General features: G+C 65.1%; 13 protein-coding genes. 7 read left to right on the forward strand and 6 right to left on the reverse strand.

The window, feature by feature from the left end; all coding sequences use genetic code 11:
* Positions 1–215 precede the first annotated feature (215 nt).
* Both PMI42_RS13650 and PMI42_RS13655 read left to right on the forward strand, forming a co-directional pair.
* The gene (locus PMI42_RS13650; protein ID WP_008134956.1) at positions 216–2,036 is read left to right on the forward strand and encodes an AMP-dependent synthetase/ligase; all 1,821 of its coding nucleotides are present in this window, start codon (positions 216–218) and stop codon (positions 2,034–2,036) included.
* Positions 2,037–2,091: 55 nt separating this feature from the next.
* On the forward strand, positions 2,092–3,690 hold the full coding sequence (locus PMI42_RS13655; RefSeq protein ID WP_081502913.1) for an oleate hydratase: 1,599 nt from the start codon (positions 2,092–2,094) through the stop codon (positions 3,688–3,690).
* Positions 3,691–3,734: 44 nt separating this feature from the next.
* Here the strand turns inward: PMI42_RS13655 and PMI42_RS13660 are convergent, their stop codons facing one another.
* From PMI42_RS13660 to PMI42_RS13680, 5 genes are all read right to left on the reverse strand, one after another.
* Positions 3,735–5,591: a sensor histidine kinase gene (locus tag PMI42_RS13660; protein ID WP_008134958.1), complete on the reverse strand. Its 1,857-nt coding sequence runs from the start codon at positions 5,589–5,591 to the stop codon at positions 3,735–3,737.
* Between the two features lie 141 nt (positions 5,592–5,732).
* Positions 5,733–6,311 carry a hypothetical protein gene (locus PMI42_RS13665; RefSeq protein ID WP_035965609.1) on the reverse strand — a complete coding sequence of 193 codons (579 nt, stop codon included), beginning with the start codon at positions 6,309–6,311 and terminating at the stop codon, positions 5,733–5,735.
* A gap of 200 nt (positions 6,312–6,511) precedes the next feature.
* Positions 6,512–7,825 carry a tetratricopeptide repeat protein gene (locus PMI42_RS13670; RefSeq protein ID WP_008134960.1) on the reverse strand — a complete coding sequence of 438 codons (1,314 nt, stop codon included), beginning with the start codon at positions 7,823–7,825 and terminating at the stop codon, positions 6,512–6,514.
* 15 nt (positions 7,826–7,840) lie between these two features.
* Positions 7,841–8,851, reverse strand: a complete 1,011-nt coding sequence (locus PMI42_RS13675; protein WP_008134961.1) for an aldo/keto reductase — start codon at positions 8,849–8,851, stop codon at positions 7,841–7,843.
* 168 nt (positions 8,852–9,019) lie between these two features.
* Positions 9,020–9,445 (reverse strand): PaaI family thioesterase, encoded by a 426-nt coding sequence (locus PMI42_RS13680; RefSeq protein WP_008134962.1) that lies wholly within the window; start codon positions 9,443–9,445, stop codon positions 9,020–9,022.
* A 68-nt stretch (positions 9,446–9,513) separates the two neighbouring features.
* Here PMI42_RS13680 and PMI42_RS13685 point away from each other — a divergent pair, with 68 nt between their 5' ends.
* Positions 9,514–10,143, forward strand: a complete 630-nt coding sequence (locus tag PMI42_RS13685) for an NUDIX hydrolase (protein WP_085969557.1) — start codon at positions 9,514–9,516, stop codon at positions 10,141–10,143.
* Positions 10,144–10,214: 71 nt separating this feature from the next.
* Positions 10,215–11,429, forward strand: a complete 1,215-nt coding sequence (locus PMI42_RS13690; protein WP_008134964.1) for a hypothetical protein — start codon at positions 10,215–10,217, stop codon at positions 11,427–11,429.
* A 127-nt stretch (positions 11,430–11,556) separates the two neighbouring features.
* Here PMI42_RS13690 and PMI42_RS13695 read toward each other — a convergent pair whose 3' ends face one another.
* On the reverse strand, positions 11,557–11,874 hold the full coding sequence (locus PMI42_RS13695) for a hypothetical protein (RefSeq protein ID WP_008134966.1): 318 nt from the start codon (positions 11,872–11,874) through the stop codon (positions 11,557–11,559).
* A gap of 196 nt (positions 11,875–12,070) precedes the next feature.
* Here PMI42_RS13695 and PMI42_RS13700 point away from each other — a divergent pair, with 196 nt between their 5' ends.
* The 3 genes from PMI42_RS13700 to PMI42_RS13710 form a co-directional block, all read left to right on the forward strand.
* On the forward strand, positions 12,071–12,550 hold the full coding sequence (locus PMI42_RS13700; protein ID WP_008134968.1) for a hypothetical protein: 480 nt from the start codon (positions 12,071–12,073) through the stop codon (positions 12,548–12,550).
* 193 nt (positions 12,551–12,743) lie between these two features.
* Entirely contained in the window at positions 12,744–13,691 is a 948-nt protein-coding gene (locus PMI42_RS13705) for a TAXI family TRAP transporter solute-binding subunit (protein ID WP_008134970.1), read from the forward strand.
* A gap of 161 nt (positions 13,692–13,852) precedes the next feature.
* The coding region (locus tag PMI42_RS13710) for a TRAP transporter permease (protein ID WP_008134972.1) at positions 13,853–15,943 on the forward strand (2,091 nt) is incomplete at its 3' end.

Below are 15,943 nucleotides of genomic sequence, written 5' to 3' on the forward strand. Positions count from 1 at the left end.
CCAATCTTCCCTCGTTTCGCGACGCTATTGCAGCGGCGTAGCCCGGATGGAGCGCAGCGCAATCCGGGCTACAAGGCATCCCTACGGATGTAGTGGTCGCGCGTCATGGGTGCTCCGATGCATGGCCGCCTTGCTGAGGATCAAGGCGGCGATGGCTGGCCAGCCTAGTGTCGAGCCCCCAGATTCACGGGAATCGACGGTCAGGAAAGGACGCCATGCCGGGGCCGATCAGTCAACCGCAGACGCTCGCCGACGTGATGACGCTGCCGCAGCTGCTGCGCTGGCGCGTCAAGGCGACGCCGGCGGCGGAAGCCTACCGTCATTTCGACGGGGGTGCAGGCCGCTGGGTCAACCAGTCCTGGCACGAGATCGACGCGGAATTCGAGCTGTGGCGGCGGGCGCTGGCCGCGGAGGAGTTCGTGCCCGGCGAGCGCGTCGCCATCCTGATGCCGAACGGTGTTGCGCACATCGCGATGGACCAGGCGGCGCTGTCACGCGGGCTCGTGCCGGTGCCAATGCATGCAGTCGACAATCCTGACAGCATCGCCTACATCCTCGCCGATTCCGGAGCGTTGCTGCTGTTCGTCGATACGCTGGAGCGCTGGCAAGCGATCATCGCCACCGGCCAACCGCTCGATTCGCTCAGGCGCATCGTCTGTGCCGACGTTACCGGTCCGCAACCTGCCGATACGCGCATCGTTGCGCTCGACGATTGGCTTGCGTCCGCTCCTGGTGCGACCGCGCCATTGCCGGACGTCGCGGTAGAACCGAACGATCTTGCCGCGATCGTCTACACGTCGGGCACGACCGGGCGGCCGAAGGGCGTGATGCTGTCGCATGACAACGTCGTCGCCAATGTGAAGGCGATCGCACATCGTATCGAGGCTGCGCCGGACGATGTCTTCCTGTCTTTCCTGCCGCTCTCGCACACGTTTGAGCGCACCGGCGGCTACTACTACCCGATCGCGGCCGGCGCCTGCGTCGCCTATGCGCGCTCGGTGCCACTGCTCTCCGAGGATCTCAAGCACGTGCGGCCGACGGTGCTGATCTCGGTGCCGCGGATCTATGAGCGCATCCATGCGCTGATCATGCAGCATCGGGCTACGGCTGGACGCATCGAGCGCGCGTTGCTCGACCTCACGATTGCCGTCGGCGGCCGGCGTTTCGATGCACGACAGGGCCGCGGCACATTGGCGGTGGTCGATCGGCTAGCCTGGCCGCTGCTGAAGCGGCTCGTCGCCGACAAGGTGCTGGCGCAGCTCGGCGGCCGGTTGCGCGTCGCGGTCTCCGGAGGCGCGCCGATCGCCGAGCCCGTCATCCGCCTGTTCATCGCGCTCGGGCTCGACATCCTCCAGGGCTACGGCATGACCGAGACCTCGCCGGTGGTCTCGGTCAACACCCCCGAGGACAACGATCCGCGCTCGGTTGGCCACGTGCTCGACGGTGTCGAGGTCAGGCTGGGTGAGAATGACGAACTGCTGGTGCGTGGTCCCAGCGTGATGCTGGGCTATTGGCACAAGCCTGAGGAAACGCGCCGCGTGAAGGAGGCCGATGGCTGGCTGCACACCGGCGACCAGGCGCGGATCGATAACGGCCGCATCACCATCACCGGCCGCATCAAGGATATTCTGGTGACGTCGACCGGAGAGAAGATCGCGCCGGTGGACCTCGAGACCGCGATCCTCGCCGATCCCCTGTTCGAGCAGGCCCTGGTGGTCGGCGAGCAGCGTCCGTTCGTCACCGCGCTGGTCGTGCTCAACGCAAAGGCCTGGGTGCAGGAGAAGGAGAAGCTGGCGGCCAGCGGCAAGCAGGGCGGTGCGGCGGAGCGGGCCGCTCTGCTCACCAGAATCGCGGCGGCGGTGAAGGCCTATCCGTCCTACGCGACGCCGCGCGCGGTGTGGTGGACGCTGGACCCCTGGACCATCGCTGGCGGCCTCCTCACGCCGACGCTGAAGAACAAGCGCCCCGCGCTCGAACGCCGCTTCGCGAACGAGATCGCGCAGATCTACGCGAAGAAGCCGCTCACGTCCTCTTGAACGCTGCTTCCGCCGCACTTGATCCAGCGCAACTTCGGCCGCCACCTCGCATGCAATGTCGCCGCGAGAATTCGAATTGCAATCGAGGCAAGTCATGAAGGCGTATTTCATCGGTGGTGGCATTGGATCGCTCGCGGGCGCGGCGTTCCTGGTCCGCGACGCGCAACTGCCGGGGCGCGACATCGTAATCTACGAGGCGCAGCCGCTGGTTGGCGGCAGTCTCGACGGTACGCTGCTCGCGAGCGGCGCCTATTCGCTGCGCGGCGGGCGCATGCTCACCACCGACCATTACGAATGCACCTGGGACCTGCTCTCGAGCATCCCCTCGCTCGAACGCCCCGGCCTCAGCGTGCGCGACGAGACGGTCGCGTTCAACGAGGAGAATCCGGCGTATTCCCAGGCGCGGCTGGTCGACCGCAACCGCTTCAAGATCGACGTCTCACATATGGGCTTCTCCGCTCGCGACCGGCTGGAGCTGTTGCGGCTCACCGAGGCCTCGGAGGAGACGCTTGGCAACAGCCGCATCACCGACTGGTTGTCGCCGAAATTCTTCGAATCAAACTTCTGGTTCATGTGGCAGACCACCTTTGCCTTCCAGCCATGGCACAGCGCGGTCGAGCTGAAGCGCTATCTGCACCGCTTCATGAACGAATTTCCGCGGATCGAGACCCTCGCCGGCGTCAAGCGCACCGTCTACAATCAGTATGACGCGATCGTGCGGCCGCTGGCCGACTGGCTGAAGCGGCAGGGTGTGCAGTTCGTGCGTGGCACAACCGTCACCGACATGACGCTCGAAGACGAGGCCGGCCGCGTGCGTGTGCGGCAGCTCGTGCTCGACCGCGACGGCCGCACCGCCAATGTCCGCCTCGAGGACGGCGATCTCGTGTTCCTCCAGAACGGCTCGATGACCGACGCCACAAGCCTCGGCACCATGACCGAGCCGCCGCCGCACCTGACCAAGGCCGACAGCCAGGGCTGGGCGCTGTGGGAGAGCATCGCAAAAGGGCGTCCCGAATTCGGCGATCCGTCCGCATTCAACAGCTCGGTTCCCGAGTCCTACTGGCTGGCCTTCACCGCCACCTGCCGCGACCCGCGCTTCTTCGACAAGATGGAGGCGTTCTCCGGCAACAGGGCCGGCACCGGCGGCCTCGTCACGTTCAGGGATTCCAACTGGCTGATGTCTGTCGTGCTCTATCACCAGCCGCATTTCACCGGTCAGCCGAAGGATGTGCAGGTGTTCTGGGGCTATGCGCTGCATCCGGATCGCGTCGGCAATTTCGTCGCCAAGCCGATGTCCGAGTGCGGCGGCGCCGACATCCTGAACGAGCTGTGCGGACACCTAAATTTCGATCGCGACGTGTTCGAGACTGCGACCTGCATTCCCTGCCGCATGCCCTACATCACCAGCATGTTCATGCCGCGCAACGTAACGGACCGGCCGCTGCCGGTGCCCAGGAATTCGGTCAACCTCGCCTTCGTCAGCCAGTTCGTCGAAATCCCCGACGACGTCGTGTTCACCGTTGAATATTCGGTGCGCGCGGCGCAGATGGCGGTCTATCAGCTGATGAAGGTCGATCGCCCGGTGCCGCCGGTGACCCGTCACGACAAATCGCTCGCGGTGATCTTCGCGACGCTGGAGAAGGCATTCGCGTGAGTTCGGGCTTCAGCCGGGTCCGTCGCGGGCACTTGCAATGAAGGCTATCGCGGCGCTGCCAGCGGCAGGCTGACGTGAAACACGGCGCCGCCCGAGGGCGTGTTTTCGGCCCAGATGCGCCCGCCATGTGCCTCGACGATGGAATGCGCAATCGAGAGACCTATCCCCATGCCTTGCGACTTGGTCGTGAAAAAGGGCTTGAAGATCTCGGTCAGCTTTCCCGTGAGGATGCCGTCGCCCGCATCGGCGATGGAGACGACGGCCAGATTGCCATCGAGGAGACGGGTTCGACCGACGACGCGGCGCCGATCGTTCGGAAGATGAGCCACGGCATCCATGCCATTGACGACGAGATTCAGGATAGCCTGCTGGAGCTGGACCTTGTCGCCTTTCACGCGGATGTCCGAGGACGAGGGCTCCGTCGCGAGTTCGACATCGTTGGTTATGGCCTGCACGGAGAGGAATCGAAACACCTCGCCGACCGTCGCATTGAGGTCGATCTCGCGCCGTTCGGTCGGGTCTCGCTTCAGAAACGAGCGTAGCCGGTCGATGATTGCTGCCGCGCGTTGATCGTCGCGGCGGATGTGGTCCAATATGTCCCTGACCTCGGCGAGATCAGGAGCCGGATTCTGCAACACCTGCTGGGCCGTCTCGGCATTGATTAGAATAGCGGCGAGTGGCTGGTTAAGCTCGTGCGCGAGCGAGGCGGACATCTCGCCCGCGGTCGCGCGGCGGTTCATGTGGGCGAGCTCCGACATGCGCTGGCGTGCCTCGACCTCGGCCAGGAAACGCAAGTGACGCTCGCGCAGCAGAATGGCGATCATCAGCCCCTGTATCAGGACCACGCTCGCGACGATTGCTATGTGCCAGTAATACTGCGTCCAGAAATTCGGCTCGCGGAAGCGCACTTCGCTGCCCGGCGGCAAATTGGCTTCGTCCACATTCCAGCGCTTGAGTTGCCGCCAGTCGAAGATCGGCTTTACGTTGTTCCCGCCGAAGGGCGCGATGCTGGACGGCACCTCGCCATCGAGAATCCGCATCGCCACCTCGCCGGCTTCGCGGCCGATGCTCTCGGGCAGCAGCAGGAAGCCGCCCACGCCCGACCGCCCCAGGAACGTATCGGAGGTGATGATGATAGGGCGATTAGCAGTCTCGGCAACGCGCGCGAGCGCCGAGGCGGGCGAATAATAAGTGCCTTCGCCGTCGGAATACATCGCCGAGGTCAGGATCGCGGAGCGAGCGGGCAGGGCGCCGACTTGCTCGCGGACCTCACGTAGCACTGCATCGGACAGATCGGTGACGTCGAGATCGGGCATTACCGCCGCGAATTCCTGCTTCCAGTGACCGTATGTCAGCGGATTCCTCCAGGCGTCGCCGACGAGAACGACACGGGTCAGGTCGGGAACGATGGCGCGCGCTGCGATCAGCAACTGCGTCGGCCTCACCCTTGCGAAGACGGCCGTCGTGTCGGGCAGGAACAGGGCGCGCGTCTCGGGCAGATCGGGCACGAAGCCGTAGACGACAGGCGCAGCGGGCCAGATGTCCTGCTTGCGCGTCTGAAGAAATTTCGCCGATGCGACGCCGATCGAAACGATGACGTCGATCGACCGGAGCGCATATTTGGTCTTGAGGTGTCCGACCAGGCTTTCTTCGTAGTCCGGTCCGGGGAAGCGAGCGAGATCGAGGCTCTCGCCGTAGATCACCGTGTGACCCTTGCCGCTCTGTTTTGCCGCGGCACGGATACCGGCAAAGACCTCCGAATAGAAGGGCGAGCGAAAATCGGCTTCTTCCAGAACCAGGATCGAGCGCTGCCGCGGGCCGTCGGCTGCGATGCATTCACACGATAGGCTCGTGAACAGACAGATGAGCAGGATACGCGCGAGCCCGGTGATCGTGCACATTGCTGGACTCACGGCCCCGCCTGGGGTTGCAATCGGGCCTCCTCGATGAGGACGCACGCGAGAGCATACCCGGCTGCCCCGCAGTTTCAACGGGCGGATGCGCGTATGTTCAGCTGACAAGCAAGGCGGGACGAAAGGCCGCTACTTGAACGGATCCTGGATCGACGGCGACGATTGCCGGATGCGGCGCACGCTCACCGGCGTGCCGTCGGAGACGAACAGCAGTTCGTATTTCCGGCCCTCGCTGTCGGTCGCGGAGCAGGTGACATCATTGACCTTCTTGGCCGCGAAATTGCCGGTCTGGCGGCAGGTGCCGGTGGAAGCCTGCTCGGCAGGTACCGGCAGGCCGTCGACCTTGGGGCGATCCTTGGAGTTGAGCAGCATGCGGTCGACCGGCAGCTCGTAGGAATTGTCGTCGGCGCGCTTGCCGTTCTCACCGGAGAACGAGACGACGTGGCTCTCGTCGGTGGGATCATCGACGGCGACCGTGAAATTGACCCGGCCCTGGTCGCCATGGGCGTAGGCCACCGTCTTGCAGGCGAAGGTGCGGCCCGCGACCTTCAGCGTCTTGCAATGGCCGGACATCAGCGCCAGGAGGTCGATGAAGGCGCGCTGTTGCGCCGGCGGGTTATTGACGGGGATCGGCGCGGAAGACCCGGCAAAACAAGGGCTTGCGAGCGCGACGAGGCTCGCGGCGAGGACCTGTCGGCGGAGGCGCATCGTCAGGCTCATGTGCGAGGGGGCCAGGGACGCGGATAAGTTCCGCTTCATAACCATCGAACCGCAAATTGGTTGCGATCCCGTTTGTTCAGCCAAGCCCGTCTGGAATACCACCGTGCCACCCATCGGCGATTCGCCCCCGATCGCCCAACCCGTCCCGGGGCACTTGCCGTCAGGCCGATGTTTTTTTCGTGGCGGAGCTAGCCCGTCGCCGCCTGCCAGCGCGTATCGCGCAGGGAGGGGCGGCGGTGCAGGCGGGCGTCGAGCAGGGCGCGTGCACGGGGCAGCTCGCCGCTCCGCATGAGAGCGACGACAAAAGTGTCCTCGATCAGTTCGCGCTGGGCATGACTGCCGCCGATGCGGACGATGTCGGTGAACACGGGCGCAAGTATCCGCACGCAGGCCGCATGGTCCTCGTCCGCAAAGGCGGCCAGCGCGCGGCAGATCGCCGGCACCACGGGGCCGGCCGGCAGCTTGCCGTCAGCGAGCCGCTGCTCGATCACCGCAAGCCGCTCGGCGAGCGCCTCGCGATTTTGCGTTGCGGCGGCGAACAGCGCCATGTGGACGTCGGCGAACGGCAGGCCCGATTTTGGAAACAGTTTCTGCGCGGCGGCGTCGGCCTCGACCCAGAGCGCCTTGGGCACGGCGTGGCCGTAAGCCGACAGGCGCCAGAGCAGCGAGGCGCCGTCGGTGATGATGTTGAGCGGCGGTGCCTGTGTGGCGGCGGGCTGGAGCACGTCGGCGTAGATCTCGAGCGCGCGGGCGGCGTCGCCATGTTCGAGCGCGCCGAGCGCCTGATGCCAGCGGATATGGCCGTGCAGGAGGCCGGCGCGATCGTAGCCCGGAATCCATTCGTCCACGAGACGGTCGGCGGCGTCGATCGAGCCGTCCTCGAACATCGCATGCAGCACCGCGTGCGCGGCATGCGCATTCTGCCGGCGCAGGTTGAAGCCACGTTCGGTGATAGCGCGGCCACGGGCGACGTCGCCGTTCTCGGTCATCGCCCAGCCGGACATGGTGAGAAACCACCAGTCCTCGCCGTAATGCCGCGCGACGCGCTGGCACAGCTCGTGCCGCGCGCGGTCGTGATCGGCCATGCCGGAGAAGGCGAACAGGCCGAACGCGCCGAGCGGCAGCGACAGCACGACGGCATCGCGCGGCCATGCGTCGATATGTTTCAGCGTCGATGCAATCGCCTCGGGCAGCCGGCCCTCGATCGCAAGCGCCAGTGTCTCGACATGCGAGCGTTCGCGTTCGGTGCCGCGCCCTGCAACGACCTCGCGCGCCAGCGCCGCCTTGCTGCGTGCAAGATCGCCCTGCTGGTAGAAGGCATGGACACGGGCGCGGGCGATGTGGGGAAGCGCGAAATCCGGATCGGCTGCGATCGCACGCTCCAGCATCTCCGCCGTACCGGTCCAACCGGCGAGCATCAGGTCGACGCCTTCGCGATAGGCCGATGCCGCCGCATCGGATGCGGTGGAAAGCGAAAGGCCGTAGCGATCCTCATGCGCCATTGTCGTCTCCCGCGCTCAAGCCGTCCGCGCGCGGCGGCCCTCGATCGGATAGGCCGGGTCGTTGTAGCCCGGCGTCGAGGGATGGCCGGGGGTCACCAACCGGTCGATCAGCGCCTCGTCGTCGGCGGTGAAGCGGTAGTCGAGCGCGCTGATGTAGCCGTCCCATTGCTCCTCGGTGCGGGGACCTGCGACGATCGAGGAGACGAAGGCGGAGTTCAGCACCCAGCCGACCGCGAACTGGCCGGCGGTGATGCCTTTCTTCTCGGCGTGGATCTTGATCTCCTGCGCGAGCTGGAGCGATTCCGGCCGCCATTCGGTCTGCATCATGCGAGTGTCGTTGCGTCCCGCGCGCGTTTCCTTGTCGGGGGTGGCGTCGGGCCTGTATTTGCCGGTGAGCACGCCGCGCGCCAGCGGGCTGTAGGGCACGATGCCGAGGCCGTAATAGGCGCAGGCCGGAAAATGCTCGACCTCGGGCATGCGGTTCATCGCGTTGTAATAGGGCTGGCTCACTGCGGGCCGGTCGATGCCGAGCCGGTCGCAGATGTTGCAGATCTCGGCGACGCGCCAGGCGCGGTAGTTCGAGACGCCGAAATAGCGCACCTTGCCTGATCGGATCAGGTCGCCGATCGCGCGCACCGTCTCTTCCAGCGGGGTCGCGTGGTCTTCCTTGTGCAGATAGTAGACGTCGATGTGGTCGGTGCCGAGCCGCTTGAGACTCTCGTCGGCAGCCTGCAACACCCAGCGCCGCGACAGCCCGACGCGATTGGGATCGTTCCCCATGGGGTTGGCGAGTTTGGTCGCGAGCACCCAGGCGTTGCGGTTTCTCGCAATCGCGCGGCCGACGACGTCCTCGGATGCGCCTTTCGAATAGGCGTCCGCGGTATCGATGAAATTGATGCCGGCCCCGTGCGCCTTGTCGATGATCCGCTTCGATGCGGCCTCGTCCGTCGGTCCGCCGAACATCATGGTGCCGAGGCAGATGGGCGACACTTTAAGGCCCGAGCGGCCGAGTTGGCGGTAGTGCATGGGCTATTCCCTCGACGCTTGCGTTGGCGCCAGCATAGCCAGCCACGCCCGTCATTGCGAGCGCAGCGAAGCAATCCAGAGCTGCGTCCGGGGAGATAGTCTGGATTGCTTCGTCGCAACTGCTCCTCGCAATGACGAGGAGAGGGCGGTGGCAGCCCGATTTTGCGCCTACTCCGGCCCCTTCAAGATCTTGAACACGCCATTCGCCATCACGATGCAGCGATTATCCACCGTCACTTCGGTGCTCATGAAGATCAGGCTGCGGGTCGAGCGCACCACGCGCGGGCGGGAGATCAGGATGTCGCCGATCTGGCCGGCCTCGACGAAATGGGTGTCGAGCTGCACCGTCGCCATGAATTCCTTGCCGGAGACGTAGCGGGCGGTCATGCCGCAGGTTCGGTCGGCGAAGGTCATCATCACGCCGCCCTGGACCATGCCGCGGCGGTTGTGGTGCTTGTCTTCGGTGGCGAGTGCGAATTCGTGGTGGCCGTCGACCTTGCGCTCCCACAAGGGGCCGATCAGGTGCATGAAGCCCGTGGTTTCGAGGATGCTCCAGCCGTCCGATTTCAGCCTTGCGGCGACCTTGTTGGTCATCTCGTCGTCCATTCCTGTGCGGGCCTTGCGAGCTCATTTCATCGGGGCCTGACGTGGTGTAGTCAAGCATCATGAGACCGTTCGACGATGCCACACGACGGAATATCGCGGCCGCCTGCGCGGCCTTCACGCGGCTGCCGGAAGACGGCGTGGCGCCGGCGCTGAAGCGTGCCGCGGTGGCGGTCGCGCTGACCGCAGCGGGCGAGGGCGATGACACCGCCTTCCTGCTCACGTTGCGCGCATCACATCTGCGCGCGCATCGCGGCCAATGGGCCCTGCCGGGTGGACGTTGCGATGCCGGCGAGATGCCGGTGGAGGCGGCGCTGCGCGAGCTCGACGAGGAGCTTGGTCTCCGCCTCACGGGTGCGGAGGTGCTCGGCACGCTCGACGACTATCCGACGCGATCCGGCTATCTGATCACGCCGGTCGTGGTCTGGGCGACGGACGCCGCCGCGATCAGGCCGAACCCGGACGAGGTCGCCTCCGTCCATCGCATCGCGCTTGCCACGATCGAGCGCGAAGATGCCTTCGACTTCGTCGCGATCCCCGAGAGCGCGCGCCGCGTCATCCGCTTCCACCACCAGCACAGCCTGATCCACGCGCCGACGGCGGCGCTGATCTACCAGTTCCGCGAGGTACTGGCGGGGCGGCAGACCCGCGTTGCCGAGCTGGAACAGCCGGTGTTCGCCTGGAAGTGACGCAAAAGCTGAAAAAAGAGGTAAACGGCACGTTAACGTGACGGTTACCGGATGCCTGCTAAGAGGGCAGCATGCATCATTCGATTCGAAATAGCCTGGCGCTGGTTCCATTCGCGCTTGTCCTGCTCGCGCCCGCCGCGCGAGGCGGCGACGCCGACGCGCTGCCGCCGGCCGTGCGCAATGCCAACGCCCAGCTGTTGTCGCAGTTTTTCGCGCAAGGCGGGGCCTCGCCCGCCGTGCTCGAATATCGCCGCAAGCTGCAGGAATATCAGGCCGCGCGCGCAGCCTTCGACGAGGAGGCGGGCGCCTATTGGAGCCAGATCTCCGAAAAGCGGAAAGGCCGCAACGCCAAGCGGCGCAGCGGACAGCAGATCACGCTCGACGACTACGTGCTGGAGCATCCGCCGCTCTATAACGGGCCGAAGCGGCCGGTGAATCCGGAGCCGGAGGAAACGCCGGAGCGCCCGACCAAGAAGCCGATACCCGTCGTCGCCGATCTGCTGCGCGCGGCGCAGGAGCTCTACCAGTTCACGCCGCAGCGGCCGTCCAGCGAGGTCGAGTTCAAGCGCGCCTATGCGCGCTATGCGCTCGCCTCCGGGCTGACGCGCGAGCAGGCGGTGCGGGTCTATTCGTTCGAGACCGGCGGCACCGGCAGTTACGACGTGCAGGCGGGCATCGAACATGGCGGCAAGCGGGCGATCTCGACCGCGATGGGCTACAACCAGCTCCTGACCACCAACAGCGTCGAGCTGCTCGCCGAGCAGGGCCATGAATTCATTCGCGCGCTTTCCGACAAGGTGGCGCGGACTTCGGGGCCGGCGCGCCAGTCGCTCGAGCACAAGCTCACGGTGCTGAAGAAAATGGTGGCGCATGCGAAGTCGGTGCCCGACACCTGGTCGGAGCACGAGAAGATCGGCAACACCGCGCAGGGCTGGGCCATGCATGCGATGGTGCTCGACATCGACATCGGCCCGATGCTGCAGACCCACAAGCTGCTGACGTCGGTGCTGTTTGCGCGCGCCAAGGGTTACAGCCGTCCGCTCAGCGCGGCCGAGCTCGAGATGATGAACCTCACCGGCGACGGCACCGGGCTCGACATGGTGACGATGCCGCAGGCGATGCGGGAGCAGGTGCCGACCTCGAACTTCTTCCAGCGCGGCGGCTACGAGCGCAATCCGGTCGCGATCCGCCACAACACGGTGGCGAAGCTGCTCGCGGTGACGGATACGCGGATGGACAGCAACAGCAACAATGCTGGTGCGAGGGAGTTGGCGGGGGCTTTCTAGAACGATGCCGTAGGGTGGGCAAAGCGTAGCGTGCCCACCATTCTCGAACGCAGCGACAGATCGTGGGCAGGGCGCTACGCGCCTTTGCCCACCCCACGGCAGCTTCGTTTGTAGCGAGAGTCGCGTCCTATTGATCCGACCCGAACTTGAACTTGCCGTCGCCCTCGAGATAGGGGCCGCTGCGCATGTAGAGCTGGCCGTTGTGGCCGATGAAGAACAGCGTGCCCTTCGGCACCTTCTTCGCGCCCTTCAGGAGCTCGCCGGCGTTGCTGGTGCCCATCTTGTAGGACAAGGTCTTGCCGTCCTTGTCATAGGCGTAGCCCGTGTCGGGCTTGAGCTCCCACGGCGTGGCCGCAGTCTGTGCCAAAGCGGGTGTCACGAAAGCGCCCAGCGCCGTTACAAGTGCAACCGAAACAAGTGCAAATGTCTTTTTTGAAAATATCATCATTCATCCTCCCCGTCGTTGGGGTTGCCCATCTTGAACAAATCACGAACGGCGTTTGCAGGTCAACTTGCGAAAGCGCCGCAGCGCATCACGTCCGGCCCAGCAGTTTGTGATTTTCCCTTCGCCCCCGCGCGACTATGTTCCGCTTTCAGTCTAGAACGCAATTCGACAAAAATAGTGGTGGGGGATGATTCGAATGAACCATGTCATGAAAGCCTGCTCGGCCGCCGCACTCTTGCTGACGGCGCTGGTGCCGGCCGCCCGGGCCGACGATTACCAGCTCAGCCACAACCAGCGGATTTCGTGCAGCCGCGGCCTTGCCCCGGGCAAGCTGAATACGGCGACCTGCAAATCCTACACCTACCTGTTCAACACCAAGACCTCGGAATATTTCCGCTGCCAGGTCTCCCTGGCGCTGACCCGGGACAACAAGGAAGTCATCAACGTCCAGACCGACGGAGGCTGCACCAAGAAGCCGCGCATCTTCGAGACCGACGGTCATTACGACTTCGACGCGACCGAAACCGAGCCGCCGAACACCAATTCGTTCTTCGGCCCCGGCGGCTATTCGGTCTGGGCCGCCGACGTCACCGCGCAGAAGATCCGCGGCTGTATCACCATCTCGTCCGGCCTCGGCTCCGACATCTCCAAATGTCTGGACATGACGTTCCAGTGAGCTGATCGGCCGCTCGGACCCGATGCGTTCGGGCGCGCGGCGACCCGGCTGCGCCACGTCGCCGCACCCTCCGGGTTCCCGGAAAGGCAAGGCAAAACAGCCCTTTCCCGCAGTCCTGTTGTGCCTATTGGATGGGTTGACCTGCTCCCCTCATCCGGCCAATTTCGCCGCCGGTTTGGGGAGTAAAACAACCATGAAACGGACGATTTTCGGCGTGGCCGCGGCTCTTGCTCTGGCGGCGTCGGCACCCTGCGCGCACGCGCAATCCTTCATCAACGTGCTGACCGGCGGTACCTCCGGCGTCTACTATCCGCTCGGGGTCGCGATCGGGAAAATCTACGGCGAGAAGATTCCGAACGTGAAGACGCAGGTGCAGGCCACCAAGGCGTCGGTCGAGAATTTGATCCTGCTCCAGCAGGGCCGCGGCGAACTGGCGTTCACGCTGGGTGACTCGCTGAAGGCGGCCTGGGAGGGCGAGGAGGAGGCGGGCTTCAAGACCAAGCTCGACAAGCTCAGGACCATCGGCGCGATCTATCCGAACTACATCCAGATCGTCGCGACCGCGGAGAGCGGCATCAAGACGCTGGCGGACCTCAAGGGCAAGAGCCTGTCGGTCGGCGCGCCGAAATCGGGCACGGAGCTGAATTCGCGCGCGATTCTGGCGGCAGCCGGCATGACCTACAAGGACCTCGGCAAGGTCGAATATCTGCCGTTCGCCGAATCCGTCGATCTCATGAAGAACCGCCAGCTCGGCGCGACGCTGCAATCGGCCGGCCTCGGCGTGGCCTCGCTGAAGGATCTCTCCAGCTCGAGCCCGATTACGGTGGTTGCCGTGCCGAAGGAGACCGTCGACAAGATCGGCCCGCCCTTCATCTCGGCAATCATACCCGCCAACACCTATACCGGCCAGGACAAGGACGTCCCGACGGCCGCCGTGGTCAATTACCTCGTGACCTCTTCGGCGGTGTCGGACGATCTCGCCTACCAGATGACCAAGCTGGTCTACGAGTCGCTGCCGGAACTGCAGAATGCCCATGCGGCAGGCAAGGAGATCAAGCTCGAGACGGCCGCCACCGGTAGCCCGGTCCCGCTGCACCCCGGCGCGATCCGCTATTACAAGGAAAAAGGGCTGATCAAGTAAGCAGCCTCATCCACCGACGGCATGCCCGGGCAAAGCGCGAAGCACGTCTTCGCGCGGATGTCCCGGGCATCCACGTTCTTGGCGGCACTGCAGGCCATGATGCGTGCGGGGACGGTGCCAATGTTGTAAATGACGCACCATCAGGGCGCGGGGACACATCGATGTTGCAGGCAGAGGGCTCGGCAGAGCCCATCAAGGTCGAATTCGACAATTTCGAGCATGGTTTCCCGGAAGGCTTCGGGCCGGGCTGGTGGGGCCATCTCGCCTACTGGATCGGCATCGCGTTTGCCACCTTCCAGCTCTATGTCGCCGCTTTCAACTATCTGCCGAGCCAGGTGGTGCGCGGCGTCCATGTCGGGTTCCTCGTTCTCCTCACCTTCGGCCTGATCGCCAATTTCACCGCCAGAAGCGACATTGGCCGCGCGTTCGGCTGGGTGATCGGCGCCGCCGGCTTCTTCTGCGGGCTCTATCAGTGGATCTTCTATGCCGATCTGATCGCGCGCGACGGCGATCCGACCAATGTCGATCTTGCGGTCGGCACGCTGCTCGCGGTGCTTATTTTCGAGGGTACGCGGCGGCTGATGGGCGCGGCGCTGCCGCTGATGTGCGGCGCGTGCCTGCTCTACTGGTTCTTCGGGCAATACCTGCCGTCGCCGCTCAACCACCGCGGCTACGGTTTCGACCAGATCGTCACGCATCTGTCGTTCGGCACCGAAGGCTTTTACGGCGTGCCGATCTATGTCTCGGCGACCTACATCTTCCTGTTCATCCTGTTCGGCTCGTTCCTGGAGCGGGCCGGCATGATCCAGCTGTTCACCGACGTCTCGCTCGGCCTGTTCGGCAGGACGCGTGGCGGGCCCGCGAAGGTTGCGGTGTTCGCGTCCGGCATGATGGGCACGATCTCCGGCTCCGGCGTCGCCAACGTCGTCACCGTCGGCCAGTTCACGATTCCGCTGATGATCAGGTTCGGCTACCGCCGCGCGTTCGCCGCGGGCGTCGAGGCCACCGCTTCGATGGGCGGGCAGATCATGCCGCCGGTGATGGGCGCGGTCGCCTTCATCATGGCGGAGACGCTCGGCGTCCAGTACTCGGAGATCGTCAAGGCCGCGGCGATCCCCGCGATCCTCTATTTTGCCTCCGCGTTCTGGATGGTGCATCTCGAAGCCGGCAAGCACGGCCTCGTCGGCATGAAGAAGGCGGAGATCCCGAGCGCCTGGAAGGCGCTGGTGACGCGCTGGTATCTCGTGCTGCCGCTCGCCGCGCTGGTCTACATGCTGTTCGAGGGCTTTACGCCGCTCTATGCCGGCAGCATGGGCCTCGCGCTGACGGTGGCGCTGATCCTCGGCACTGCCATCACGACGGGCGCTTCCTCGACGGTCGTCCGTTCCATCTTCTGGATCGGGCTCGCGCTCGTCGTCGCCGCGCTTTCGCGCGACGGCCTCCAGATCGTGCCGGTGGCGAGCGTCGTCGTCGGGCTGATCGTGATCACCGCTTTCATCCGTGGCGGCTTCAAGGCCCTGCGCGAATGCCGCGATGCGTTGGCCGAGAGTGCGAAATCCGCCATCACCGTCGGCATGGCCTGTGCCATCGTCGGCGTCATCATCGGCATGATGTCGCAGACCGGCGTCGGCACCATTTTTGGCAGCTGGGTGATCGGGCTCGGTGAAAAGAGCTTGTTCCTGGCGCTGATCATGACCATGCTGCTGTCGATCCTGCTCGGCACCGGCATTCCGACCATCCCGACCTACATCATCACCGCCGCGCTCGCAGCACCCGCACTGGCGAAGCTCGGCGTGCCGCTGATCGCGAGCCACATGTTCGCGTTCTACTACGGCATCATGGCCGACCTTTCGCCGCCGGTGGCGCTCGCCGCGCTCGCGGCAGCGCCGATCGCGAAGGAGAATCCGGACAAGATCGGCTGGGAGGCGATGCGTATCGCGCTCGCCGGTTACGTCATTCCCTTCATCTTCGTCTATTCGCCGGCGTTGATGCTCCAGGCCGGCGATCCCATGGCGGCAAAGCTCGGCTTCTACGGCGCGGTGGCGCTGGCGAGTTTCAAGGCGCTGGTGGCGATCGCGCTGTTCGGCATGGTCGCGATCGGCTACCTGTTCACGCGGCTGACGCTGCTCGAACGCGTGGTCGGGCTCGGTGCCGCGCTGTGCCTGCTCGGGGACTTCGCGTTCAGCGACACCGCGGGCTTTACGCTCGCGGCCGCGCTCGTGCTGTGGCAGTGGCGGCAGCGTCCGCCGGCC

It is taken from the genome of Bradyrhizobium sp. YR681 (assembly GCF_000282615.1).
In the GTDB taxonomy this organism is placed as follows: Bacteria; Pseudomonadota; Alphaproteobacteria; order Rhizobiales; family Xanthobacteraceae; genus Bradyrhizobium.

Bases quoted from the DNA above. Each gene is read 5' to 3' on its own strand.
- PMI42_RS13650 (WP_008134956.1), top strand. From the start codon at position 216: ATGCCGGGGCCGATCAGTCAACCGCAGACGCTCGCCGACGTGATGACG.
- PMI42_RS13655 (WP_081502913.1), top strand. From the start codon at position 2,092: ATGTCGCCGCGAGAATTCGAATTGCAATCGAGGCAAGTCATGAAGGCG.
- PMI42_RS13660 (WP_008134958.1), bottom strand. From the start codon at position 5,591: ATGTGCACGATCACCGGGCTCGCGCGTATCCTGCTCATCTGTCTGTTC.
- PMI42_RS13665 (WP_035965609.1), bottom strand. From the start codon at position 6,311: ATGCGCCTCCGCCGACAGGTCCTCGCCGCGAGCCTCGTCGCGCTCGCA.
- PMI42_RS13670 (WP_008134960.1), bottom strand. From the start codon at position 7,825: ATGGCGCATGAGGATCGCTACGGCCTTTCGCTTTCCACCGCATCCGAT.
- PMI42_RS13675 (WP_008134961.1), bottom strand. From the start codon at position 8,851: ATGCACTACCGCCAACTCGGCCGCTCGGGCCTTAAAGTGTCGCCCATC.
- PMI42_RS13680 (WP_008134962.1), bottom strand. From the start codon at position 9,445: ATGACCAACAAGGTCGCCGCAAGGCTGAAATCGGACGGCTGGAGCATC.
- PMI42_RS13690 (WP_008134964.1), top strand. From the start codon at position 10,215: ATGCATCATTCGATTCGAAATAGCCTGGCGCTGGTTCCATTCGCGCTT.
- PMI42_RS13695 (WP_008134966.1), bottom strand. From the start codon at position 11,874: ATGATATTTTCAAAAAAGACATTTGCACTTGTTTCGGTTGCACTTGTA.
- PMI42_RS13700 (WP_008134968.1), top strand. From the start codon at position 12,071: ATGAACCATGTCATGAAAGCCTGCTCGGCCGCCGCACTCTTGCTGACG.
- PMI42_RS13705 (WP_008134970.1), top strand. From the start codon at position 12,744: ATGAAACGGACGATTTTCGGCGTGGCCGCGGCTCTTGCTCTGGCGGCG.